At 62.8% G+C, this 24,202-nt stretch carries 24 protein-coding genes; 14 read left to right on the top strand and 10 right to left on the bottom strand.

Going from position 1 to position 24,202, the window contains the following annotated elements; all coding sequences use genetic code 11:
- Positions 1–93: 93 nt before the first annotated feature.
- Positions 94–1,188: a COX15/CtaA family protein gene (locus NKH63_RS09045; protein WP_352481214.1), complete on the top strand. Its 1,095-nt coding sequence runs from the start codon at positions 94–96 to the stop codon at positions 1,186–1,188.
- On the opposite strand, the gene NKH63_RS09040 is transcribed toward NKH63_RS09045, so the two are convergent.
- Genes NKH63_RS09040 through speB form a run of 3 tightly spaced genes read right to left on the bottom strand, consistent with a single transcriptional unit; the run spans position 1,178 to position 3,974 of the window.
- Positions 1,178–2,017: an aminoglycoside phosphotransferase family protein gene (locus NKH63_RS09040; protein ID WP_352481213.1), complete on the bottom strand. Its 840-nt coding sequence runs from the start codon at positions 2,015–2,017 to the stop codon at positions 1,178–1,180. The two genes, NKH63_RS09045 and NKH63_RS09040, sit on opposite strands and share 11 nt — an antisense overlap.
- Positions 2,018–2,944, bottom strand: coding sequence for an N-acetyl-gamma-glutamyl-phosphate reductase (argC, locus tag NKH63_RS09035; protein ID WP_352481212.1), 927 nt, complete (start codon positions 2,942–2,944; stop codon positions 2,018–2,020).
- A gap of 22 nt (positions 2,945–2,966) precedes the next feature.
- Positions 2,967–3,974: an agmatinase gene (speB, locus tag NKH63_RS09030; protein WP_352481211.1), complete on the bottom strand. Its 1,008-nt coding sequence runs from the start codon at positions 3,972–3,974 to the stop codon at positions 2,967–2,969.
- Between the two features lie 303 nt (positions 3,975–4,277).
- Here speB and NKH63_RS09025 point away from each other — a divergent pair, with 303 nt between their 5' ends.
- Positions 4,278–5,327 (top strand): glycerophosphodiester phosphodiesterase family protein, encoded by a 1,050-nt coding sequence (locus NKH63_RS09025; RefSeq protein WP_352481210.1) that lies wholly within the window; start codon positions 4,278–4,280, stop codon positions 5,325–5,327.
- A 108-nt stretch (positions 5,328–5,435) separates the two neighbouring features.
- Here the strand turns inward: NKH63_RS09025 and NKH63_RS09020 are convergent, their stop codons facing one another.
- Complete coding sequence (locus tag NKH63_RS09020) at positions 5,436–6,308, bottom strand: aldo/keto reductase family oxidoreductase (protein WP_352481209.1); 873 nt, start codon at positions 6,306–6,308, stop codon at positions 5,436–5,438.
- Positions 6,309–6,403: 95 nt separating this feature from the next.
- On the opposite strand from NKH63_RS09020, the gene NKH63_RS09015 reads away from it, so the two are divergent.
- Complete coding sequence (locus tag NKH63_RS09015; RefSeq protein ID WP_352481208.1) at positions 6,404–7,360, top strand: LysR family transcriptional regulator; 957 nt, start codon at positions 6,404–6,406, stop codon at positions 7,358–7,360.
- Between the two features lie 22 nt (positions 7,361–7,382).
- Here the strand turns inward: NKH63_RS09015 and rpsI are convergent, their stop codons facing one another.
- From rpsI to NKH63_RS09000, 3 genes are all read right to left on the bottom strand, one after another.
- Positions 7,383–7,865, bottom strand: a complete 483-nt coding sequence (gene rpsI / locus NKH63_RS09010; RefSeq protein ID WP_292054385.1) for a 30S ribosomal protein S9 — start codon at positions 7,863–7,865, stop codon at positions 7,383–7,385.
- A gap of 1 nt (position 7,866) precedes the next feature.
- A complete protein-coding gene (gene rplM, locus NKH63_RS09005; RefSeq protein ID WP_023717317.1) occupies positions 7,867–8,331 on the bottom strand; it encodes a 50S ribosomal protein L13 in 465 nt (154 codons plus the stop codon).
- A 214-nt stretch (positions 8,332–8,545) separates the two neighbouring features.
- On the bottom strand, positions 8,546–9,010 hold the full coding sequence (locus NKH63_RS09000; protein ID WP_023717318.1) for a PaaI family thioesterase: 465 nt from the start codon (positions 9,008–9,010) through the stop codon (positions 8,546–8,548).
- Positions 9,011–9,159: 149 nt separating this feature from the next.
- Here NKH63_RS09000 and NKH63_RS08995 point away from each other — a divergent pair, with 149 nt between their 5' ends.
- From NKH63_RS08995 to NKH63_RS08980, 4 genes are read left to right on the top strand one after another with little or no spacing between them, the layout of a single operon-like run.
- Positions 9,160–9,981, top strand: coding sequence for an enoyl-CoA hydratase (locus NKH63_RS08995; protein WP_023717319.1), 822 nt, complete (start codon positions 9,160–9,162; stop codon positions 9,979–9,981).
- A gap of 9 nt (positions 9,982–9,990) precedes the next feature.
- On the top strand, positions 9,991–10,413 hold the full coding sequence (locus tag NKH63_RS08990) for a VOC family protein (RefSeq protein WP_023717320.1): 423 nt from the start codon (positions 9,991–9,993) through the stop codon (positions 10,411–10,413).
- A 12-nt stretch (positions 10,414–10,425) separates the two neighbouring features.
- Positions 10,426–11,202 (top strand): AAA family ATPase, encoded by a 777-nt coding sequence (locus NKH63_RS08985; RefSeq protein WP_352481312.1) that lies wholly within the window; start codon positions 10,426–10,428, stop codon positions 11,200–11,202.
- Entirely contained in the window at positions 11,199–11,720 is a 522-nt protein-coding gene (locus NKH63_RS08980; RefSeq protein WP_023717322.1) for a CoA-binding protein, read from the top strand. The genes NKH63_RS08985 and NKH63_RS08980 overlap by 4 nt, the downstream gene beginning before the upstream one ends.
- 55 nt (positions 11,721–11,775) lie before the next feature.
- Here the strand turns inward: NKH63_RS08980 and NKH63_RS08975 are convergent, their stop codons facing one another.
- Entirely contained in the window at positions 11,776–13,248 is a 1,473-nt protein-coding gene (locus tag NKH63_RS08975) for a PLL family lectin (protein ID WP_352481207.1), read from the bottom strand.
- A gap of 360 nt (positions 13,249–13,608) precedes the next feature.
- Between NKH63_RS08975 and NKH63_RS08970 the strand changes: the two genes are divergently transcribed.
- On the top strand, positions 13,609–14,892 hold the full coding sequence (locus NKH63_RS08970; RefSeq protein ID WP_352481206.1) for an O-acetylhomoserine aminocarboxypropyltransferase: 1,284 nt from the start codon (positions 13,609–13,611) through the stop codon (positions 14,890–14,892).
- Positions 14,893–14,897: 5 nt separating this feature from the next.
- Positions 14,898–15,248 (top strand): cupin domain-containing protein, encoded by a 351-nt coding sequence (locus tag NKH63_RS08965; protein ID WP_352481205.1) that lies wholly within the window; start codon positions 14,898–14,900, stop codon positions 15,246–15,248.
- Positions 15,249–15,282: 34 nt separating this feature from the next.
- Here the strand turns inward: NKH63_RS08965 and NKH63_RS08960 are convergent, their stop codons facing one another.
- Positions 15,283–16,530 carry a cytochrome P450 gene (locus NKH63_RS08960; protein ID WP_352481204.1) on the bottom strand — a complete coding sequence of 416 codons (1,248 nt, stop codon included), beginning with the start codon at positions 16,528–16,530 and terminating at the stop codon, positions 15,283–15,285.
- A 195-nt stretch (positions 16,531–16,725) separates the two neighbouring features.
- Here NKH63_RS08960 and NKH63_RS08955 point away from each other — a divergent pair, with 195 nt between their 5' ends.
- On the top strand, positions 16,726–17,829 hold the full coding sequence (locus NKH63_RS08955; protein ID WP_352481203.1) for an NAD(P)/FAD-dependent oxidoreductase: 1,104 nt from the start codon (positions 16,726–16,728) through the stop codon (positions 17,827–17,829).
- A gap of 4 nt (positions 17,830–17,833) precedes the next feature.
- Here the strand turns inward: NKH63_RS08955 and NKH63_RS08950 are convergent, their stop codons facing one another.
- Complete coding sequence (locus NKH63_RS08950; RefSeq protein ID WP_352481202.1) at positions 17,834–18,424, bottom strand: hypothetical protein; 591 nt, start codon at positions 18,422–18,424, stop codon at positions 17,834–17,836.
- Between the two features lie 347 nt (positions 18,425–18,771).
- On the opposite strand from NKH63_RS08950, the gene NKH63_RS08945 reads away from it, so the two are divergent.
- The 4 genes from NKH63_RS08945 to NKH63_RS08930 all read left to right on the top strand — a co-directional run bounded on the left by NKH63_RS08945 (position 18,772) and on the right by NKH63_RS08930 (position 24,141).
- Entirely contained in the window at positions 18,772–19,401 is a 630-nt protein-coding gene (locus NKH63_RS08945) for an ATP-dependent Clp protease proteolytic subunit (RefSeq protein WP_023674655.1), read from the top strand.
- A 305-nt stretch (positions 19,402–19,706) separates the two neighbouring features.
- Entirely contained in the window at positions 19,707–20,981 is a 1,275-nt protein-coding gene (gene clpX / locus NKH63_RS08940) for an ATP-dependent Clp protease ATP-binding subunit ClpX (protein WP_006332719.1), read from the top strand.
- 280 nt (positions 20,982–21,261) lie between these two features.
- Complete coding sequence (gene lon / locus NKH63_RS08935) at positions 21,262–23,673, top strand: endopeptidase La (RefSeq protein WP_352481201.1); 2,412 nt, start codon at positions 21,262–21,264, stop codon at positions 23,671–23,673.
- A 195-nt stretch (positions 23,674–23,868) separates the two neighbouring features.
- Positions 23,869–24,141 carry an HU family DNA-binding protein gene (locus NKH63_RS08930; RefSeq protein WP_006201846.1) on the top strand — a complete coding sequence of 91 codons (273 nt, stop codon included), beginning with the start codon at positions 23,869–23,871 and terminating at the stop codon, positions 24,139–24,141.
- Positions 24,142–24,202 lie beyond the last annotated feature (61 nt).

The following is a 24,202-nucleotide window of genomic DNA, read 5'->3' as shown; positions in this document are numbered from 1 at the left end:
AGAAACGGCGCGACGGCGTGCCGCGCTGTCCGGTCTTGCAAGCCGGGTTGCGATGGTTCACCAATCCGCGACTTCAACTGCCGGGACAAAGCCATGGCTGCTGCCATATCCGATGCCGCGCCTTTCGCAGCCCGCGATCGCGACCTTCGCAACCGCGCGCTGGTACGTGGTTGGCTCTATGTCGTGCTCCTCGTGCTGTTTGCGCTGGTCGTGGTCGGCGGCGCTACGAGGCTCACCGATTCCGGCCTGTCGATCACCGAATGGCAGCCGATTCACGGCGTCATCCCGCCGCTCAATGATGCCGAGTGGCAGGAGGAGTTCCTGCGCTACCAGCAGATCCCGCAATATGCCGAACTCAACAAGGGCATGAGCATCGAGGCGTTCAAGTCGATCTTCTGGTGGGAGTGGGTGCACCGCGTCCTGGCGCGTAGTGTCGGCGTGGTCTTCGCCCTGCCGTTGCTGTTCTTCTGGGCGACGCGCCGCATCGAGCGCGGCCTCGGCACGAAATTGTCGGGCATCCTCCTTCTCGGCGCCCTGCAGGGCGCGATAGGCTGGTGGATGGTGGCGTCCGGGTTGGCCGACCGGGTTTCGGTCAGCCAATACCGGCTGGCGACGCATCTGACGCTGGCGGCGCTGATCTTCACGGCGACCATGGTGGTCGCACGCGGATTGGCCCCACACTCCGAACCGGCCGCCGACCGATCGACGCAACGTCTGGCCGGCTTTCTGGTGCTACTGGCGCTGGTCCAGATCTATCTCGGCGGGCTGGTCGCAGGGCTCGACGCCGGCTTGAGCTACAACACCTGGCCGCTGATGGACGGCAAACTGGTCCCCGGCGACCTGCTGCTGCTCGAGCCGGCATGGCGCAATTTCTTCGAAAACCCGAAGACGGTGCAGTTCATCCACCGGGTCGGCGCCTACACGATCTTCGCAGTCGCGCTCTGGCACATGATTGCGACACGCCGGCGTCTGCCGGACACGACGCATGCCCGACGCGCGACGCTGCTGTTCCTGATTGTCGTGGTGCAGGCGTCGATCGGCATCGGCACCCTATTGATGCATGTGCCGCTGCACATGGCCCTGACGCATCAGGCATTCGCGCTGTTCCTGCTGGGTTTTGCCGCCGCGCACTGGCGCGGCACCAAGGGCGCTTATCCGCTGCCCCACGAGATTGCTCTCAGAGGCTGAGCCGCTCCGTCCGGATCGCCATGGCGATCGCCACCTCGCGGTCCTCGTCGACCGCATTGCGATCTTCATGGTGCCATGCAGCCGACAGGCAGCCATAGGCGATGGCGTGGTCCAGTATCGCGGGCGGGGACTGGCCGAGCGTTGCGGCAAAGACTTGCGCCATATGGCGGATCCGCCGCGGATCGAGGCAAAGATCGTCTCGGTCAAGTGGGTTGTAGAACATGTTGGCCGCGTCGAAGCCGGGGTCGCCGAGAACGCCCTTCGGGTCGATCGCCAGCCAGCCGCGCGGACCGTGCATGACGTTGTCGTGGTGCAGGTCGCCATGCAGCGGCCGCACGTCATGCGGATTGGACAGCAGCCGTTCCGCGATTTCGGCTGCTTCGACATACAGGCTCTTTTCGCCGGCGGCGCGATCGGCCTTGGCCTTTTTGAACAGGCTGGAGAACCGGGTCCGCAACGGCTGGAGATCCGGCGGGGCAGGGTGCTTCGACGGCGAGACCAGTCTTGCCATTACCTCGGCCGCGATCGCGGTGGCGGCATTGTCGCCTTGTTCGGCAAGATGGTGTGACAGCATCCTGTCGCCGGCGTATTCGAGCAGCATGCGGTGGCCGTCGCGGCCGAGCAGCCGCACCGCGCCTTCGCCGCGTCGCCAGGCGAGGAAATGCTCGCCACGCAACTCGTCCTCGACATCGTCGAAAGGCTTTAGATCCTTGACGATTGCCGGTGAGTCGTCCTCGCGAGCAACCTTCCAGATGCGGCTGCTGAAGGTTTCGGCGATGAGTTCGGGCGCGCCGACCTTCCAGCGCTTCGGAAATGCCGGCGCATCCATTCAGAGGCCGAGCATCAGATCCATGTTCTGCACGGCTGCACCCGAGGCACCCTTGCCGAGATTGTCGTAGACGGCAAGCAGCAGCGCCTGCGCCCTGTCGTCATTGGCAAAGACATAGAGCTTCATCCGGTTGGTGCCGTTGTAGATCTCCGGATCGATGTCAGGCATGCGTTCCTGGTGCAGATACGGCGCCACCTCGACCACGCCACGATCAATGGAAGCAAAATGGTCGGCGATCGCCGCGTGAAGCTCAGCGCCGGTCGGTACATGGTCGAGACCGCCGAGTTGCAGCGGCACTACCGTGATCATGCCTTGCGCGAAATTGCCGACTGCCGGCTGCATGATCGGATCGTGCGAAAGCCTGGCATAGGTCCTGAGCTCCGGCACGTGCTTGTGCTGCAGCGTCAGCCCGTAGGGCAGGAATTCCGACGCATCCTCGCCCTTGGCGACATAATCCTCGATCATCGGCCGGCCGCCGCCGGAATAGCCAGAAATGCCGTTGACGGTGACCGGAAAATCGGCTGGCAACAGCCCCGCCGCAACCAGCGGCCGCAGCGTCGCGATCGGTCCTTGCGGCCAGCAGCCCGGATTGGCGACGCGCTTCGCCGAAGCGATCTTCTTCGCCTGCTCCTTGTCCATTTCGGCGAAACCATATTCCCAGCCCTCGGCGACGCGATGTGCCGTCGAGGCGTCGATCACCTTGGTGGTGTCATTGGCGATCAGCGAAACGCTTTCCTTGGCTGCCGCGTCCGGTAGGCAGAGGATCGCGACATCGGCGGCATTGAGGAACTCGGCGCGCGCTGCCGTTTCCTTGCGGCGCTCAGTCGGGATGGAGATGATTTCCAGGTCGCCGCGCTCGGCAAGCAGCGCCCTGATCTGCAGACCGGTGGTGCCGTGCTCGCCGTCGATGAAGATTTTCGGTTTCATTGCCTGCCAAAATTCCTGTTAGCTATATGCCGCTTGCCTGATTCAATCCGGCAACGCTGTGATTGCCCTGGTTCATTTCCTCGAGCCGGGCCTTTCGTTCCGCCAGCAGCCCGAGATAGTGCATGGCCACCATCGAGCCGGCAATTGCCGTTATATCGGCGTGATCATAGGCTGGCGCAACCTCGACGACGTCGGCGCCGACGATATCGACCTGGTTGATCTGGCGCAGCACCGACAGGATCTTTGCCGAAGACGGGCCTCCCGCTACCGGCGTTCCGGTGCCGGGCGCAAAAGCCGGATCCAGGCAATCGATGTCGAAAGTGACGTAGGTCTTCTTGCCGCCCGTACGGTCGACGATGGCATAGGCGATGTCGGACGCCCGCATTTCCTCCACTTCATGGCCATACAGGATCTTGATGCCGAACGTATCGGGCGCGTGGGTGCGGATGCCGATCTGGATCGACCGGTCGGGGTCGATGATGCCCTCCTTGACCGCACGGCCGACGAAGGAGCCGTGATCGATGCGCTTGCCGTCGTCGGGCCAGGTGTCCTGATGAGCGTCGAACTGCACCAGGGCCAGCGGGCCGTAGATGGCGGCATGCGCCTTGAGCAGCGGCCAGGTGACGAAATGGTCACCGCCGAGCGATAGCAGAAAGGCGCCGGATTTCAGGATCCTCGCCGCTTCGCGTTCGATCGTGGCAGGGGTCTTCTGGTGATTGCCGCTGTCGAGCAGGCAATCGCCAAAATCGACCACGGCAAGCTGTTCGAACAGGTCGCGCGAAAACGGATATTGCGGATCGTTGTCGAGGATGGCCGACGCGCGGCGAATCGCCTGCGGTCCGAAACGCGCGCCCGGCCGATTGGTGACCGCCGCGTCGAAGGGAATGCCCCACACCACCGCATCGGCGCCCTTCACGTCCTTCGAATATTTGCGCCGCATGAACGACAGCGCGCCGGCATAGGTCGGCTCGAACGACGCGCCCGTCCTGGAGCGGGTGGTGAAGGCGTGATCGATGGTCCTTGGCGGCATGAAGCGATCTCCTGTGCGTCGACGCGCAACCTTATTGGCCATAATTCTCAGAATTGCGACCCCTTCGGAAGAACATGGCTATTCGGCCCGGTCACAAATCCTTGCTTGCCAGGAGAGCCCCGCATGGCTGGCCCGGAGATCGCCTAGTTAGCAACCGAAAGTAGCCGCTACGGCCGTTTCGGCCGGCATTAACCTGATTTTCCAGCGTTTGCGAAGCCGGCTTCGTTCACTAGGCTGTCACGAGCGTCGCTTAACCGGGTGTCGATCCGGTACGGAGCGATTCTCATGCGAACGACCTGTCTCATGCGAACGACTTGGCTGAGCCTTCTGCTTTCCGCGGCGCTGGCGGCCTCCCTTGGCCATGCATCGGCAGGCGAAACGCGCGCCAGGCAGATTCTCGACCGGTTCGAGCACGCCAACCAATGGCGCGACCATGTGATGGTGGCCGCGCACCGCGCCGGCGGCATGCAGGCCGGCAAGACGCTCTATCCCGAAAATTCGATCGCCGCCGTCGAGGCGTCGATTGCAATGGGCGCCGAAATCGTCGAGGTCGATATCAGGCGCTCGAAGGACGGACAGTTCGTCGTCATGCATGACAGCTGGCTCGACCGCACCACGAACTGCAAGGGCGAGGTGGTCAAGCGCACGCTGGCCGAACTCAAGACGTGCCGGTTGGTGATCGAAGGCACCGGCGCCTTTACGGGCGAGACAGTCTCGACGTTGCGCGAAATGTTGATGGCGACCAGGGACAGGATCCTCATCAATCTCGACAATAAGCTCGATACCGAAAGCCTCGCCGGCATGGTCGCGGTCGCGCGCGACCTCGGCATGGCCGAACAGGTGATCGTCAAGGAGAACCTGTGGGATGCGGAGAGGATCGCCACGGTTGCGGCCGCCATGGCCGCGATCGACGGCGGCTTCCAGTTCATGCCGATCATTGCCGACGATGCGGTTCACGACGCCATGTTTGCCGAAAAAGTCAGCCGGGCGTTCCCGGTGCGGGCGATCGAACTGATCAATTGGCGGGCTGGCGCCGAGACACTGACCGAGACCGGCGGCCCGCTGTTCAGCCCGCGCATGCGCGCGCTGGCGGTGAGGGGTGACTGGCACATCTGGGCCGACACCTATGCCATCGTCAACAAGCCGGGTGGCTTCCTCGCCGGTGGCCGCGGCGACGAGCTGGCGGTCGCGGCCAGCCTGCCGCGCGAGACTTATGGCTTCTGGGTCGAGCGCGGCGCCACCATCATCCAGACCGACGAACCGAAGGCCGCCATCGATTGGCTGGCGGCGAACGGTTTTCGCGTGCCCTATGCCGGCCCGGCCGAGCCGGCGAATACGGCCAGCATTAACTAGGAGCGGCGGTCGCGCTGCCAATCTCCCCCACGAGGGGGGAGATTGGCTCATCACCGCCTTCGCTAGTCTCCAACACCGGCTGGCGGCACCTCGCGCCTCGTGCGCAGGTCAAGCGGCCATCGCCACGCCCTCCAGCGCCTCGAGCGCATCTTCCGGCAGCGCGAGATCGCCTGCGGCGAGGTTCTCCCTGAGATGCGCAACTGAAGACGTGCCGGGGATCAGAAGAATGTTGGGCGCGCGGCGAAGCAGCCAGGCGAGCGCGACCTGCATGGGCGTGGCGCCGAGGCGTGCGGCGACCTTGGACAAGGTCGACGACTGCAGCGGGTTGAAGCCGCCAAGCGGGAAGAACGGCACATAGGCGATGCCGTCGCGGGCCAGGTCGTTGATCAACGCATCGTCGCCCCGATGCGCCAGATTGTACTGGTTCTGCACGCAGACGATCTTGCAAACTCTGCGGCCTTCGGCGATCTGCGCAGCGGTGACGTTGCTCAGCCCGATGTGACGCACGAGGCCCTGTCGCTGAAGCTCGGCGAGTGCCGCAAGCGGCGCCTCGATCGACCCTTCGGCGGGGCCATGCGCGTCGAACATGACCCGAAGGTTAACCACCTCCAGCACGTCGAGCTCGAGATTGCGCAGATTGTCGTGCACCGCCTTGGTCAGCTCTTCGGCCGAGAAGGCCGGCAGCCATGATCCGTCCCGGCCGCGCCGGGCGCCGATCTTGGTGACGATAACGAGGTCGTCGGGATAGGGTGCGAGCGCTTCGCGGATCAACGAGTTGGTGACGTGCGGGCCATAGAAATCGCTGGTGTCGATGTGATTGACGCCTTGCGCAACGGCTTCGCGCAGCACGGCCAATGCCGCATCGTGGTCCTTTGGTGGGCCGAAGACGCCGGACCCTGCGAGCTGCATGGCGCCGTAGCCGAGCCGTCTGACTTTGCGGTCGCCGAGGATGAATGTGCCGGACTGGTCGACGCTGGACATGGTCTTTCTCCTTCAGGGAATGGTGCACAGATAGACGGTGTCCGATCTCGTGATAATTGGGTACAATTCGCACGGGCTGTGCGGAATGACGAACAATGCAAATTGATCTCGGCGATCTGAACGCCTTTGTGGCCGTGGCGCGCGCCAAAGGTTTTCGGGATGCGGCACGCGCCAGCGGCGGCAGTGCGTCCGGCTTGAGCGAGGCGGTGCGCCGCCTGGAGACGCAGCTCGGTGTCAGGCTGCTCAACCGGACGACCCGCAGCGTCGTCCTGACCGAGGCGGGCGAAGGTCTGCTGGCGCGGCTCGGTCCGGCCTTGACCGAGGTGGAATCAGCGCTGGACGTGGTGAACGGCTTTCGCGACAGGCCGGCCGGCTCGCTGCGCCTCAACGTGCCGGTCAGCGCGGCGCGGCTGGTCCTGCCCAGCATCGTCCCGCGGTTCCTTGCCGCCTATCCCGGTATCCGGCTGGAGGTGATCGCCGAGGAGAGCTTTGTCGACGTGCTGGCGGCCGGCTGCGATGCCGGCATCCGTTACGACGAGCGGCTGGAACAGGACATGATCGCCGTGCCGATCGGGCCGCGCGTGCAGCGCTTCGCCACCGCCGCCAGCCCGGCCTACCTGGATCGTCATGGCCGGCCGCAACACCCGCGCGACCTGCTCGGCCACGCCTGCCTGCGCGGCCGCTTTCCCAGCGGTGCGATAACGCCATGGGAGTTCGAGCGCGACGACGAGGTGGTGCGGGTCGATCCGACGGGGCCACTGATCGTGGGGATCGGCGGAGCAGCCGATTTAGCCGTTGATGCAGCGATCGCCGGCACCGGTATTGTGAAGCTGTTCGAGGATTGGCTTCGCCCGCATTTCGAGAGCGGTGCACTCGAACCCGTCCTCGAACCTTGGTGGCAGAGCTTCTCCGGGCCGTTCCTCTACTATCCCGGCCGGCGCCTCGTGCCGGCGCCGCTGCGGGCGTTTATCGACTTCATCAAGGCATTGCCGATGAACTCTGACATCACGGGCACGGCACAAAGAAAAAGGCCACCCGAAGGCGGCCTTTGAACTCTGTGTAGCTTCGCAGCGCTTAGCGCTTGGAGAACTGGAAGCTCCGGCGGGCCTTCGCCTTGCCGTACTTCTTGCGCTCGACGACGCGGCTGTCACGGGTCAGGAAGCCGCCCTTCTTGAGTACGGCGCGCAGCGCCGGCTCGTAATAGGTCAGCGCCTTGGAGATGCCGTGGCGCACCGCACCGGCCTGGCCGGAAAGGCCGCCGCCGATGACGGTGGCAACGATGTCGTACTGGCCGGCGCGGTTGGCAGCGATGATCGGCTGGTTGAGGATCATCTGCAGGACCGGGCGCGCGAAATATTCGGCGAACACCTTGTCGTTGACGACGATCTTGCCGGACCCGGGCTTCACCCAGACGCGCGCGATGGCGTTCTTGCGCTTGCCGGTGGCATAGGCGCGGCCCGACTTGTCGAGCTTCTGGATATGGACGGGTGCTGCCGGCTGGGTGTTGGTATTGCCGGTGGCAGTTCCGAGTTCTGCGAGCGAGGAAAGCTCAGCCATCTTACGAAACCTTCTTGTTCTTGGCGTTCAGCTTGGCCACGTCGAGGACGACGGGCTGCTGGGCGACATGCGGATGTTCCGTGCCTGCATAGACGCGGAGGTTCTTCATCTGGCGACGGCCGAGCGGGCCACGCGGGATCATGCGTTCGACGGCCTTCTCCACGACACGCTCGGGAAAGCGGCCCTCGAGCAGCTGCCGCGCGGTGCGTTCCTTGACGCCACCGGGGTGACCGGTGTGCCAGTAATAGACCTTGTCGGTGAACTTCTTGCCGGTGAACACCACCTTGTCGGCATTGATGACGATGACGTTGTCGCCGTCGTCGACATGCGGGGTGAAAGTGGGCTTGTGCTTGCCGCGAAGATGATTGGCGATGACAGTGGCGAGACGGCCGACGACGAGACCCTCGGCGTCGATCAGCACCCACTTCTTCACCACATCCGCAGGCTTCTGCGAAAAGGTTGTCATGGATTGTTGCTTTCGGTTCGGACCTTCAAAAGAAGGCGTTTCTTGTTGCTTGGATTGGCGAAAGGCACTTGCCCGCCGCCAATAACAAAACGGCGGCCTTTGCGGGCCGCTGTTCCGTGAGGGCTTATAGGAGAGAGCGGCGACTACGTCAAGGCGCGTGAAAAGCCATCTCTGGGGTAAAATCAAGCAAAAACAATGATTTGAGCACAAGGTATTATTTTACCACATCTCCAATCCGCTTTGGCGGGATCGAATAGGTGCCCGTTGCGTGCGCTACCGTGTGTCCCTCCGGGCCGGCGACGATGTCGATATCGAACACCATCAGGCTCTTGCCGAGCTTGAGGATGCGGCAATGGCCGTCGATCGGCCCGGCCTCGGCCTTGCGGACAAAATTGATGTTGAGACTGGTGGTGACCGAAAGTGCATCCGGTCCGGCATGCGAGAGCACGCAGACATAACCGCCTATGTCGGCCAGCGTGAACAGCGCCGAACCCGAGACGGTGCCGCCGGGACGCAAATGGCGCTCGTCGGCATTGAGCCGCACGACACAGCCGCCTGGAAACACCTCCAACGCCTCGTAGAAGGTGAACTGGTCGTTGAGCTGCGGGAAAACAGTCGCCACAAGCGCGTTGACGTCAGCAGCCGTCAGCACCGGCTTGAGATTGCTTTGAGCAGGCATGTCGGTCTCTCGTTTGCGCCTGCCTGTATGAGCGTAGCGTGCCGTTTCTGGCAACAGCCATTCATTATGGCAGAAGCGGGTGTTGGACGAAGCGAGACCCGCATACTAGATTAGACCATCACCGATCCGGAATCGCGGAGGAATGACCCATGGCCGAAATCGTCGCCATCAAGCCTGCCGTTGCCGAAGGGCCGGTCGCCGCCCGGCTGGATAAGGGCGTGCTGCGCCTGACGCTCGCCAATCCGCCGGCCAATGCTCTTTCGCTTTCAGTGATGGCGGCGCTGATGGCGGAACTCGACCGCGCCAAGGCCGACAAGTCCGTCCGCGTCATCGTCCTTGGGGCGGCCGGCAAAGTGTTCTGCGCCGGGCACGACCTCAAGGAGTTAAGCACGCACCGCGCCGATGCCGATCACGGCAGGGCCTTCTTCGAAAAGACGTTTTCCGCCTGCGCTTCACTGATGCAGGCGATCGTTCGCCATCCCAAGCCGGTGATCGCCGAAGTCGACGGCCTGGCGACGGCGGCCGGATTGCAGCTGGTCGCCAGCTGCGATCTCGCCATCGCTTCGCACGAGGCGACCTTCTGCACGCCGGGCGTCAATATTGGACTGTTCTGCTCGACGCCGATGGTGGCGCTGTCGCGCAATGTCTCGCGCAAGCACGCCATGGAGATGCTTTTGACCGGCGAAACGATCGAAGCGGCAACCGCTAAGGAATTCGGCTTGGTCAACCGCGTCGTGCCGCGCGAATATCTGAATCAGATTGTCACCAAATACGCGCAAACCATTGCGTCCAAATCGTCCTTGGTCGTCAAGATCGGCAAGGAAGCCTTTTATGAGCAAGCGGAAATGGGGCTGGCCGAGGCCTATGATTACACCGGGCGCGTCATGGTCGAGAACATGCTGGCGCGCGATGCGGAAGAGGGCATTGGCGCCTTCATTGGCAAACGCAAGCCGGAATGGCCGGAGGAATAGGAGGCGGATATGGAACCGCGCATCTCCATCATCACCATCGCCACCGACGATCTCGACCGCGCCACGCGCTTTTATGAGGCGATGGGCCTGACCCGCCATGCCGGGATCACCGAGGGCGTTGCTTTCTTCCAGATGGGTGGCGCCATCCTTGCCCTGTTTCCGCGCCCAAGCGCCGAGGAGGATTCAGGCGTGACCTTCGGCAACGCGCCGTCGGCCGTCTACCTCGCCTACAACACCCGCTCCGACGCCGAGGTCGATGCAGTGTTGGCGCTGGCCAAGAAGGCCGGCGGCCGTATCGTCAAGCCGGCGCAACGGGCCTTCTGGGGTGGCTGGTACGGCTATTTCGCCGATGCGGACGGGCATGTCTGGGAAGTGGCGCACAATCCGGCTTTTCCGATCGCGGAAGACGGATCGATTTCGCTGCCGGCCTGACGAGGTTCCCCTCTGGCTCATCGCAAGCAACTGACGCGGCTGAAGGCACCCTATCTGAAGCGTATCCTGATCGAGCCCAGCCGGGTCGTCGATTGGGAAAAATATCCCTGGAACCTGCCGATCTTTCACCGCCATGAATTCGAGCTCGAATTCACCACGCCGATCACCATCATCGTCGGCGAGAACGGCACCGGTAAATCGACGCTGCTCGAAGCGATCGGCGCGCTGGCAGGCTACGATGAAGCCGGCGGCGGCAAGGGCTACATGCCGGTCGATCACTCCCGCGCCGTCGACAAGAGCGGCGCAGCGCTGGCGGCGACGTTGCGCGGCCACTGGCTGCCGAAGGTCACCGCCGGCTGGTTCTTTCGCGCCGAATCCTTCTATTCGGTTGCCCGCTATCTAGATCAGGCTGCCATCGACGCACATGAGGCGCCGCCCGACTTCCTGTCCTGGTCGCATGGCGAGGGTTTCATCAGATTCTTCGAGGAGCGCTGCCGCCGGCAAGGCATTTACATCCTCGACGAGCCCGAAAGCGCCTTGTCGCCGACGCGCCAGATCGAACTTCTCAAGATGCTGCGGCGGATGGACCAGTCCGGCACGGCGCAAGTGATCATGGCGACGCATTCGCCGCTGCTGATGGCCTGTCCCGGCGCGCGGCTGTTCCGCATCAGCCGGTCCGGGCTCGACCCGACCGATTTTCACGACACCGATCATTTCCGCATGATGCGCAATTTTTGCAACGATCCAGATGGTTTTTTCGCCGAAGCGCTGTATGAGGACGAGGCATGAACCACGACGCTTACGACAACGCCTATATCGCCGGCATCCTCAATTCGGTGAAGACCATCGCCATGGTCGGCGCGTCGGCTAATGACGTGCGGCCGAGCTATTTCGTGCTGAAATATCTGCTCGGCAAGGGCTTTTCGGTGTTCCCGATCAATCCCGGCCAGGCCGGCAAGGAGATCCTAGGCCAGATGACCTTTGCCAGGCTCGCCGACGTTCCGGGACCTGTCGACATGGTCGACGTGTTTCGCGCGTCCGCTGCCGTGCCGGGCATTGTCGACGAGGTGCTGCGGCTCGATCCGCTGCCGAAGGTCATCTGGATGCAGCTTGGCATACGCCATGACGAGGCGGCCACACGCGCCGAAGCCGCCGGCATCAAGGTGGTGATGAACCGTTGCCCCAAGATCGAATATGGCAAGCTGTCGGGCGAGATCGGCTGGACCGGCGTCAATTCCGGCGTGCTGTCGTCGAAGAAGCCGCTGATGCGGCCGGGTTTCCAGAGTTTCGGCGTTCGCCAGAAGTAGGTTCCCGCATCCGCATCTGGGAGAGCGGGAACCTCATCGTGCCGCCCGCCGATCGCTAGTACCGGGTCCACTGTCCGCCTTCGTACCAGAAGGCGGCCGAGATCCGTCCGCCGCCGTCGACCCACCACAGCTCCATGCTACTCGGGATACGGGAGACCGCGGCAATACCGCCATTGGTCGCGGCGCTGCCGTCCGGCGCGAGCTGATAACGGGTCCACAGTCCGCCCTCGTACCAGAACGCGGCCTCCATCGACCCATTCGGCCCCGTCCACCACACTTCCATACTGCCAGGGATGCGGGAAACTGCTGCAATGCCGCCATTGATCGCGGCGCTGCCGTTCGGCGCGAGCTGATAGCGGGTGGGCTGGCCGCCTTCATACCAGAAGTTGGCTTCGACCGATCCGTGCGGCCCGATCCACCAGAGCTCGAGGCTGTTCGGGATGCGCGACAGCGTGGCGATGGTGCCGCCGACGGCGGCGCTGCCGTCCGGTGAAAGCTGATACCGCGTCCATTGGCCGCCCTCATACCAGAAGGCGACTTCGATCGAGCCGTTGGGCCCGATCCACCAGACCTCCATGCTGTTCGGGATGCGCGATACCGCTACGATGCCGCCATCGGGAGCGGCGCTGCCGTTCGGCGCCAGCTGATAGCGGGTCGGCTGGCCCCCCTCGTACCAGAAGTTGGCTTCGACCGATCCAGCTGGGCCGATCCACCATTCCTCCATGCTTTGCGGGATACGTGAGACGGCGGCGATGGCGGTGCCAGGCGCGGCACTTCCGTCCGGTGCCAGGCGATAGCGGTTCCAACGGCCACCGTCGTACCAGAAGCCGACCTCGATCGACCCGCTGGGGCTGGTCCACCAGATTTCCATGCTTCCCGGAATGCGGGCCAGCGATGCGATGCCCTTGACGCCGGGCACGTCGCGCAACGTCCCGACGAAGGTGATCCGGAAGATCAGCTCGTAGGTTCCGCCGTCGCCTTCGATGATCATGCGCCGGTCCCTGACGCCGAAATCTATCAGGTCTGCCCCCTCCAGCCTGAGCTCCTGCGTGCCGAGATGGTCGTCGTCGAGCGCGAAGGGGATCGGCAGGTCGATGCCGTTCAACACGCTGCCGATGTCGCTGGTTAGCCGCGCCGCGCGATTGCGCGGGTCGGGGTCACCGAGCGACGCCGTAAGCGAGGCCGCCCCCCTGATGCTCACCAGGTTCCGGTATTGATTTGGCGAGCCGTTGTCCTGCTCCATCAGCGAGACGACAATTGCCACGTCGGCCGGATTCTGGATGGGCTGAGGGGTTCCGTTCGTGCCCCAGAACGGTTGCCCGTTCACGGTGACGGGATGCTCGTCATCGTCGTCCATGTCCTCGAAGATGCCGAAGCTGAAGACCTGGAGGTCCGGCACGGCGGGCAGTCCCGGCGCGGTGGGGCGCATGTTCGCCACGCTCACCAGGACGTAGACTTCGTCGGAAGCCGAAAGCTCGTTGGTCTCGTTGAGGCACTTGATGCTTTGCAGATTGATCAGCAGCGTCATTGAGATACTCCTTGAATAATCGCCTTTGTCCATCAGCGGATGCTTGGGAGTCCCATGGTTGTTGCCATGGTCGGAGGCAATAAATTGCTGCCGACGCGCAGGCTGACAGAGCCGGACTTACGGATGGCTTATGGAAGAAGGCGGCGGCTTCGCGGGGTGGCGAGCCGGCGAAGCAGGCTTGTGGCGGGGAGCCACGCCGGCCCAATCTTTTGCGAGGCGCAAATCCATTCTCCTCAGCCCGCGATGCCCGAGCCGGTTGCACCGAAGGAACAAGTCGGCTGGAATTTTTCTCCTTTGCATTCGCGCCAATGATCGGCCAACAATGCCGGCCGTATCAGTGGGCAGGAGAGGAATATCGACATGGTTCAGCGCACGCCCGGGTTCAACACGCTCGCCGTCCATGCCGGCGCCAAGCCGGATCCGGCGACTGGGGCGCGAGCGACGCCGATCTATCAGACGACCTCCTTTGTCTTCGACGATGCCGACCACGCCGCCTCGCTGTTCGGGCTGAAGGCGTTCGGCAACATCTACACCCGCATCATGAACCCGACACAGGCGGTGCTGGAAGAGCGCATCGCGGCACTCGAAGGCGGCACGGCAGGCCTTGCGGTCGCCTCCGGCCATGCCGCGCAGGTGCTGGTCTTCCACAATCTGATGCAGCCCGGCGACAATTTCGTTTCAGCGACAAAGCTTTACGGCGGCTCGATCAACCAGTTCGGCCACGCCTTCAAGAATTTCGGTTGGCAGGTGCGCTGGGCCGACACCAATGACATCTCGACCTTCGAGAGCCAGATCGACGACAGGACCAAGGCGATCTTCATCGAAAGCCTGGCCAATCCGGGCGGCGTCTTCGTCGATATCGAGAAGATCGGCGACATTGCCCGCAAGCACGGCCTGCCGCTGATCGTCGACAACACACTGGCCTCGCCCTATCTGCTGCGGCCGATCGAACATGGCGCCGACATCGTCGTGCATTCGCTGACCAAGTTCATCGGCGGTCACGGCAATTCCATCGGCGGCGCCATCGTCGATGGCGGCACCTTCGATTGGTCGAAGTCGGGCAAGTATCCGATGCTGTCGGAGCCGCGCCCCGAATATGGCGGCCTCGTCCTCCACGAAACCTTCGGCAATTTCGCCTTTGCCATCGCTGCCCGCGTGCTCGGCCTGCGCGACATCGGCGCGGCGATTTCGCCGTTCAACGCTTTCCTGATCCTGACCGGCCTGGAAACCTTGCCGCTCAGGATGCAGCGCCACTGCGACAATGCGGTGGCGGTCGCCGGGTGGCTCTCCAACCACCCCAAGGTTGCCTGGGTGTCCTATCCCGGCCTGCCCGACGACAAGAACAATGCGTTGCAGAAGAAGTACTCGCCGCTCGGCGCCGGCGCGGTGTTCACCTTCGGGTTGAAGGGCGGCTACGCGGCGGGCATCAAATTCGTCGAAGCGCTCGAACTGTTCTCGCACCTGGCCAATGTCGGCGACACCAAGTCGCTGGTCATCCACCCAGCGTCGACCACGCATCGCCAGCTTTCCGACGAGCAGAAGATCAACGCGGGAGCAGGGCCGGACACGGTCAGGCTTTCGGTCGGCATCGAGGACGTCAACGACATCGTCGCCGATCTGGAACAGGCTCTCGCCAAGGTCTGATCGCCATGACCACGCCGAGATTTCTCTCCGTCGGCGTCGAAACCGTCGCACCGGAACTTGGCGCACCGGCGCCGGATCGCCTGATTTCGGGCGATCCGAAATTCCGCACCTGGAATGTCGAGGAACAGGACGGCGGCCTCTATGCCGGCATTTGGGAAGCGACGCCAGGCAAATGGCGCATCGAATATGATGAATGGGAGTTCTGCCACATCCTGTCAGGGGTCTCGGTGATCGCCGAAGACGGCGGCGATGCGCGCACTGTCGGGGCCGGCGATAGTTTCGTGCTGAGGCCGGGCTTTAAGGGCAGCTGGGAAGTCCTTGAAACGACTCGCAAGGAGTATGTGATCAAGCTTTGATCACCCTTGCGGCTGAGCCTGCCGGACCGAATGCTCAAAAGCGCACGGCGAGCGTTTCCAGCCCATGGAAATGATAGCTGTCTTGGAAGCGCGGCTGTTCGGCAAGATGCAGCTGCGGCAGGCGTTCGAACAAGGTTTTCAGCGACACCTGCAATTCGAGCCGGGCGAGCGGCGCGCCGATGCAGAAATGAATGCCGGCGCCGAACGACAGGTTTTTCTGGTCGGCGCGGTCCGGCCTGAAGGCGAGGGGCTCGGTAAAGGCGACGGGATCGCGATTGGCCATGCCGAGCAGCAGACCGATCGTCTCGCCAGGGCCCACGATGATCCCAGGCCCAGCCTCGACCTCCTGATAGGCATAACGCGTGAACATGTGCAGCGGCGCGTCGAAGCGCAGGCACTCTTCGACCGTCGCGGCTGTTGCTTCCGGTGAGGCGAAGAAGCGGCGCGGGTCGCCGCCTTGCGCAAGGATCGAGCGCACCGCATTGCCTGTCTGGTGAACGGTCGCCTCGTGACCGGCGTTGAGTAGCAGGATGGCCGAGGACACCAGTTCGTCCTCCGACAGTTTTTGGCCGTCCTCCTGTGCCGCAATCAGCAGCGACAGAAGATCCTCGCCCGGCCTCTTTCGCCGCTCGGCCACATAGCCGCGCAAAAAATCCGAAAAGTCGCGCGCGGCGCGATTGGCCGTGTCCTCCGTCTCGCGGGTGCGGCCATGCATGTACATGGCGACCATCCGATGCGACCAGTCGAGCAACTGCGGCCCCATGTCGACCGGTACGCCGAGCATCTCGGCAATGATGGTGATCGGCAAGGGAGCTGCGAACGCCGGCAGCAGGTCGACTTCCCCTGGTTCGAAACGGTCGATCAGTTCGTTGGCCAGCGCCTCGACGCGCGGCCTGAGCCGCTCGACCTGGCGCGAGACGAAGGCGCGGTTGACCAGCGTTCTGAGCCGTGTGTGGACGGGCGGTTCCAGCTCCAGCATCGAATTGGCCTCGATGCCGTCGAAGGCGCTGAGATGCGTGCGATCCTGGCCGATGCCCCGGCTGTCCGGAATGCCGGCCGGGTTCTGCCGGCCGAAGCGGCGATCGCGCAGCAGACGGTTGACGTCGTCGAAGCCGCCAAAGCACCAGAAACCAAATTCTTCCCAGAAGATGGCGCTCGATGCACCGTGCAGGTAAGCGTAGGCTTCGTAAGGGTCCTGAAAAAAAGCCGGCTCGTGCGGATCGAGCCGCAGTCGGCGGGTGGCTGGATCAAAGGCAAGGTAGGGCGGCTTCAATTCGGTCATGCCAGACCATTAGCGCATGACCCCGAAAACCGGAATCGGTTTTCGGAAAGGATCATGCGCAGATTCAAAGTGTTGGAGCGTCCTTTGCGCGTCGAAGGACGCGCGGCGCTCCAAGGCTTGCCAGTCTGGTGCCAGACCGTATGTTGGCCCTCCCGTGAGGTGAGCCACCAAAGCGGTTGTGGAAGGACGGTTTTCATGAATGTGATCGTGGTCGGTGCAGGCATTGCCGGGCTTTCCACGGCGTGGTCGCTGGTCAAGGCCGGTCACCTCGTCTCGATCGTCGAGCAGGGACCGATCCCCAATCCGCTCGCCGCCTCCGGCGACCACCATCGCATCATTCGCCGCGCCTATCGGGCCAGGACGGGCTACGGCCGGCTGATCACCAACGCCTATGAAGCCTGGGACGAAATGTGGGCCGATCTCGGCGAAAGCCATCTCGATCCGCGCGGCTTCATCTGTATTTCGCGCGAGCCGGGAGATGAGGCCGAGGAATACCGCGAAGGCATGGAAGCCGGGAACTACCCGTTCGAATTGTTCGAACCGGACGCCGCGGTCGACCGCTGGCCGTTCCTAGAACCCGGTTCATTCCGCTATGCATATTTTTCACCGGACGGTGGCGCCTTGCACTGCCGCAAGATCGCCTCGGGCCTCACCAGATGGCTGCGCGCGAACGGCGCCAATGTCTACGAAAACAGCAAGGTGGTCGAGATCGACGCCGACGCCGGACATGTCGTGCTTGCGAGGGGCGAAACGATGCAGGCCGACCGGATCGTCGTCGCTGCCGGCGCCTGGGTGCTAAAACTGTTCCCGGAGCTGGATGGCGAGCTGAAAACCTGGCGCACCGCGCTCGCCTATGTCGAGCCGCCGGTGGACCTGAAGGCAGCCTGGCAGGCAGCACCGGTTGTGCTCGACGTCGGTGGCTCCGTCGACGGCTACGTGATCCCGCCCTCCGGCGGCGCCGGCATGAAGTTCGGCTCAGGCCTGCACCGAGTACCGACCAGCGATGCCGACTGGAACCGTCAACCGGTACCGGGCGAGGGTGAGGCGATCCGCAACCTGTTTTCGCCGCCGATTGCCCGTATCGCGGAGTACAAGGTCACCGAGGTGGTCACCTGCGCCTACACCTTCACCGCCGACCAGAAATTTCTGGCCCACCAAAAGGGCAGATGCCTGGTCGTCTCGGCCTGCTCCGGCCACGGCTACAAGTTCGGCGCGGCAGTTGGCAGAAGGGTTGCGGCCTGCGTCGGCAATGGCGATGTCGACGGCCTGAAGAAATGGCTCAGGGCCGAGGCGGCCTGAGCGCCTAGTATCGGCAATGCCTCGGAATATGCACGCGCCGCCAGCTGGATGAGCCCTCCCTGACCACCACGCGGCGCGCCACTGTCTGATAAGACGCTGGAATGTCGATGATGCGCCGTTGCTCCGGCCGCACCTGCACCTCTTCGGCGACGCTCTCGTATTCGGCGGGGAGGACAACGCGCCGCCGGCGTTCCGGCTCAACCACGACGATCTCGGCCACACGTTCATAGCGCGCCTTGTGCCTGACCTTGCACAGGACCTTGCGACCATTGATGATGCGCCATTCCCAGGAATAGCCGCCGTCGTCGACCCTCACGGACCGGTAGATGGTGCGGGTGATGGCGGGCGCGATCTCGTAGCTGACGCGCGCCGGCGCGATCTGCACTACGCGCTCGCGCGTCCCGTAGATTGGCGCCTCGTATTCCACCTGCTGGCCGGCCGGACTGACGAGCACGTCCTCATAGACCGTGTCGTAGACGGCCGGCCGGTTGACCTTCTCGTAGCATTCAACCGCGCGTCCGCTGGCAGCCGTTTCGGATGCCATGCCGAGTACGGCGATGCCGGTAAGAGCCAAGGAAGCAGTTTTCCTGATCATCGCACTCCCCCTGTTTGAACTGCGTGAAGCGGGTTCAACGTTGGATTGTAGGGCAAGCCGCGGCTGGAAAAAGCGGTTTCACCGCTTTTCGTTAAGCGATGCGGTTAAGAAACTGCTAAACAACGGCCAAGCATGAGCGTCCCTTCCGGCGGCAGGAGAGGGCTGCCGGCACGGCGACGGGCGAAACTTGGTTTGGAAACCTTGATTCGACTTAACCGGATGGCTAGGAGAGGCGGCCTTGCGCTAGGGTGAGCCGGCATCCTATTTACACAATAACGATCCAGAACCGATTCTGCCCGATTGCAAATCTCCGGCGCCGGAATCCCATCCTCAAAAAGGGATAGTCCATGAAGAACCCCGTCGAAACCTACATGAACCTCGTTCCGATGGTGGTCGAACAGACCAATCGCGGCGAGCGGGCCTATGACATTTTCTCGCGGCTCCTCAAGGAGCGCATCATTTTCATCACCGGCCCGGTCGAGGACGGCATGGCGACGCTGGTCTGCGCGCAGCTGCTGTTCCTCGAGGCGGAGAATCCGAAGAAGGAAATCAACCTTTATATCAACTCGCCCGGCGGCGTCGTCACCTCCGGCATGGCGATCTACGACACCATGCAGTTCATCAAGCCTGCCGTGTCGACGCTGTGCATCGGCCAGGCCGCATCGATGGGATCGCTGCTCTTGACGGCGGGCCACAAGGACATGCGCTTTGCGACGCCGAACGCCCGCATCATGGTCCACCAGCCGTCCGGCGGCTTCCAGGGCCAGGCCTCCGATATCGAGCGCCATGCCCAGGACATCATCAAGCTGAAGCGCCGCCTCAACGAGGTTTACGTCAAGCACACCGGCAAGAGCTACGATGAGATTGAAAAAACGCTCGACCGTGACCATTTCATGACTGCCGACGAGGCCAGGGATTTCGGCCTCATCGACAAGGTCATTTCGTCACGTGAGCCGGTCGAAGGTATTGCCTTATAGGCACGCGGTGGCCCTGCGGTGGCAGTGAGTGGCGGGGATCACACGCTTTTGGCGCAGCTTGCGGCATTTCGGCCACAATTGGCTGTTCCCTCGACGGGTGCAATTGCCTACGTTAAGGCTATGTTGATTTTCGACGGCTTAGCTTTGCGTGGGGTTGTTCGAATCATTGCCCCGTTTTCCGATTTGTGTTTCGTACGGAATGCGTTGCGGGAGCCGGGGCACTGGCGGCGGCGGATTCCCGCGATAGATTGAATATGCGCCCTTTCAACCAGACCATCGGCGGGCGGCCATGAAAGGACATGAAAATGAGCAAGGTCGGCAACAACAGCGGTGATTCCAAGAACACGCTTTATTGCTCGTTTTGCGGCAAAAGCCAGCACGAAGTGCGCAAGCTGATCGCCGGGCCGACGGTGTTCATCTGCGACGAATGCGTCGAACTGTGCATGGACATCATCCGCGAGGAGAACAAGACCTCGATGGTGAAGTCGCGCGAGGGCGTGCCGACCCCGCAGGAAATCCTAAAGGTTCTCGACGACTATGTCATCGGCCAGCCCTACGCCAAGCGTGTGCTGTCGGTGGCCGTCCACAACCACTACAAGCGCCTCGCCCATGCCGGCAAGAACAACGACGTCGAGCTGGCGAAGTCGAACATCCTGCTGATCGGCCCTACCGGCTGCGGCAAGACGCTGCTGGCGCAGACGCTGGCCCGCATCATCGACGTCCCCTTCACCATGGCCGACGCGACGACGCTGACCGAGGCCGGCTATGTCGGCGAGGACGTCGAGAACATCATCCTGAAGCTGTTGCAGTCGGCCGACTACAATGTCGAGCGCGCCCAGCGCGGCATTGTCTACATCGACGAGATCGACAAGATCTCGCGCAAGTCGGACAATCCCTCGATCACCCGCGATGTGTCGGGCGAGGGCGTGCAGCAGGCACTGCTGAAGATCATGGAAGGCACTGTCGCCTCCGTGCCGCCGCAGGGCGGCCGGAAGCATCCGCAGCAGGAATTCCTGCAGGTCGACACCGCCAACATCCTGTTCATCTGCGGCGGCGCTTTCGCCGGCCTGGACAAGATCATCTCGGATCGTGGCAGGAAGACCTCGATCGGTTTCGGCGCCATCGTCGCTTCGCCCGAGGATCGGCGCACCGGCGATGTTTTCCGCCTGGTCGAGCCTGAGGATCTGTTGAAGTTCGGCCTCATTCCCGAGTTCGTCGGCCGTCTGCCTGTCCTGGCGACGCTGGAGGACCTCGACGAGCCGGCACTGATCCAGATCCTGACCGAGCCGAAGAACGCGCTGGTCAAGCAGTATCAGCGGCTGTTCGAGATGGAGAATGTTGACCTGACCTTCCACGAGAACGCGCTGTCGGCGATCGCCAAGCGCGCCATCGAGCGCAAGACCGGCGCGCGCGGCCTGCGTTCGATCATGGAAGCGATCCTCCTCGACACCATGTTCGAGCTGCCGGCGCTGGAAGGCGTGCGCGAAGTCGTTATTTCGGAAGAGGTGGTGTCAGGCAACGCCAGGCCGCTCTACATCTATTCCGAGCAGAAGGAAAAGAAGGGCAACGTCAGCGCCTGACGTGAGCCGGCAATGGATTTTTGTGAAACGGCGCCGCAGGGCGCCGTTTTGCTGTCGCACACTGCGTACGGCGCCGCGTAATGGCCGCGGATTGGAGGGACGGACCGTGTTGACCCTTGATCTTTACCCCCTGTGCCTCCAACTAATGGCAGAAGGCCGTGGTGCCGAATTCTGTGCTGTAAAACTCCCGTCACAAACGGTGGTAGGCGGAACGATCCCCGGTCGTTAATATGAGATTCGCGGTTGGCCGATTGGCGGCCGCGACATGAAAGGTTGGACAATGGCCAAATTATCCAAGGCTCCCAGCGACGGCGTCTTCGCAGTCCTCCCACTGCGCGACATCGTGGTGTTCCCGCACATGATCGTTCCGCTCTTCGTCGGGCGTGAAAAGTCGATCAAGGCGCTGGAAGAAGTGATGGGTCAGGAAAAGCAGATCCTGCTTGCGACCCAGATGAATGCCGCCGACGACGATCCGGAGCCCGATGCCATCTTTGACATCGGCACGCTCGCCAATGTGCTGCAATTGCTGAAACTGCCGGACGGCACCGTGAAGGTGCTGGTCGAAGGCGCCTCGCGCGCGAAAATCGTCGCGTTCACCGACCGTCCCGACTTCCATGAAGCCCGTGCTGCGGCGCTGGTCGAACCGGAGGAGGAAGAGGTCGAGGTCGAGGCGCTGGCCCGTTCCGTCGTCACCGACTTCGAGAACTACGTCAAGCTGAACAAGAAGATCTCGCCCGAAGTGGTGGGTGCCGCCAGCCAGATCGACGACTATTCCAAGCTCGCCGACACGGTCGCTTCGCATCTTGCCATCAAGATCCCCGAGAAGCAGGAGATGCTCGCCACGCTTTCCGTCAAGGAACGGCTGGAGAAGGCGATGGGCTTCATGGAAGCCGAAATCTCGGTGCTCCAGGTCGAGAAGCGCATCCGCTCGCGCGTCAAGCGCCAGATGGAGAAGACGCAGCGCGAATACTACCTCAACGAGCAGATGAAGGCGATCCAGAAGGAGCTCGGCGAAGGCGAGGACGGCCGCGACGAGGCCGCCGAGATCGAGGCGCGCATCAAGAAGACCAAGCTCTCCAAGGAGGCCCGCGAAAAGGCAGAAGCCGAACTGAAGAAGCTGCGGACGATGTCGCCGATGTCGGCTGAATCGACCGTCGTGCGCAACTATCTCGACTGGCTGCTGTCGATCCCGTGGGGCAGGAACTCCAAGGTCAAGCAGGATCTGGCCTTTGCCCAGAACGTGCTCGATACGGATCATTTCGGCCTCGACAAGGTCAAGGACCGCATCGTCGAATACCTCGCCGTGCAGAGCCGCCAGAAGAAGCTGAAGGGGCCGATCCTGTGCCTCGTCGGACCTCCCGGCGTCGGCAAGACCTCGCTCGGCAAGTCGATCGCCAAGGCGACCGGTCGTGAGTTCATCCGCATGGCGCTGGGCGGCGTGCGCGACGAGGCCGAGATCCGTGGTCACCGCCGCACCTATATCGGCTCGATGCCCGGCAAGGTCATCCAGTCGATGAAGAAGGCGAAGAAATCCAACCCGCTCTTCCTGCTCGACGAGATCGACAAGATGGGCCAGGATTTCCGCGGCGATCCGTCATCGGCTTTGCTCGAGGTGCTCGATCCCGAGCAGAACTCGACGTTCATGGACCATTACCTCGAGGTCGAATACGACCTGTCGAGCGTGATGTTCGTGACGACGGCGAACACGCTGAACATCCCTGCGCCCTTGATGGACCGCATGGAGATCATCCGTATCGCCGGTTACACCGAGGACGAGAAGATCGAAATCGCCAAGCGTCACCTGATGCCAAAGGTGATCCGCGACCACGCGTTGCAGCCGAAGGAGTTCTCCGTCGGCGAGGACGCGATCCGCGGCATCATCCAGACCTACACCCGTGAAGCGGGCGTCAGGAGCCTGGAGCGCGAGCTGATGAAGCTCGGGCGCAAGGCGGTGACCGAGATCCTGAAGACGAAGAAGAAGACGATCAACATCACGGCGGACAATCTTGCCGATTACCTTGGTGTTCCGCGCTACCGCTTCGGCCAGGTCGAGAGCGACGATCAGGTCGGCGTGGTCACCGGGCTCGCCTGGACGGAAGTCGGCGGCGAGCTGTTGACGGTGGAAGGCGTCATGATGCCCGGCAAGGGCCGCATGACGGTGACCGGCAATCTGCGCGACGTGATGAAGGAATCGATCTCGGCGGCGGCGTCTTACGTCCGCTCGCGGGCCATCGATTTCGGCGTCGAGCCGCCGCTGTTCGACAAGCGCGATATCCACGTGCACGTGCCAGAAGGCGCAACGCCTAAGGACGGACCGTCGGCTGGCGTGGCGATGGCGACGGCGATCGTCTCGGTGTTGACCGGTATCCCGGTCAAGGCCGATGTGGCGATGACCGGCGAGATCACGCTGCGCGGCAGGGTGCTGCCGATCGGCGGCCTTAAGGAAAAGCTGCTTGCCGCACTGCGCGGCGGCATCAAGAAGGTGCTGATCCCGGAAGAGAACGCCAAGGATCTGGCGGAGATTCCGGAGAACGTGAAGAGCGGCATGGAGATCATTCCGGTCTCACGCGTTGGCGAAGTGTTGCGCCATGCGCTGGTGCGCATGCCGGAACCGATCCAGTGGGTCGAACCCGTCAATGCGCCGGCCGTGGTCGATGTCGGAGACGAGGCAGGTAAATCGCTGGCGCATTAGTTCTTGCTAAAGTTGCAATGCACAAGAGAGAGCCGGGCCTTGAGCCCGGCTTTTTCATGTGAAGAACCCCGGATTTCCGGGCTTTTTTCGACTTTCTTGGCGCTTTTCGACTTGGTTGGCGGAGCGCTTCTTTCTAAAGTCCGTTTCCTGCCGGATGAGTCGAGTGTTCCGGTTTTCTCATGGAAGGGAATTTTTATGAACAAGAACGAACTGGTGTCCGCTGTCGCCGATGCCGCGAGTATTTCGAAGGGTGACGCGCAGTCGGCGGTTGATGCGGTGTTTTCCGTCATCACCGGCGAACTGAAAAAGGGCGGCGATGTCCGGCTTGTCGGCTTCGGAAATTTCACCGTGTCAAAACGCGCCGCGTCGACCGGCCGCAATCCGCAGACCGGTGCGGAAGTGAAGATCCCGGCGCGCACCGTGCCGAAGTTCTCGGCCGGCAAGGGCCTCAAGGACGCGGTCAACTAAGCGCCTCCTTAAGTCTTTCAGAGAAAAGAAAAGCCGGCATATCCGGTTTTTCTTTTCTGTG

The sequence above is a fragment of the Mesorhizobium sp. M0960 genome (assembly GCF_040319055.1).
GTDB lineage: Bacteria > Pseudomonadota > Alphaproteobacteria > Rhizobiales > Rhizobiaceae > Mesorhizobium.
This window is presented reverse-complemented; position numbering and strand designations above follow the sequence as displayed.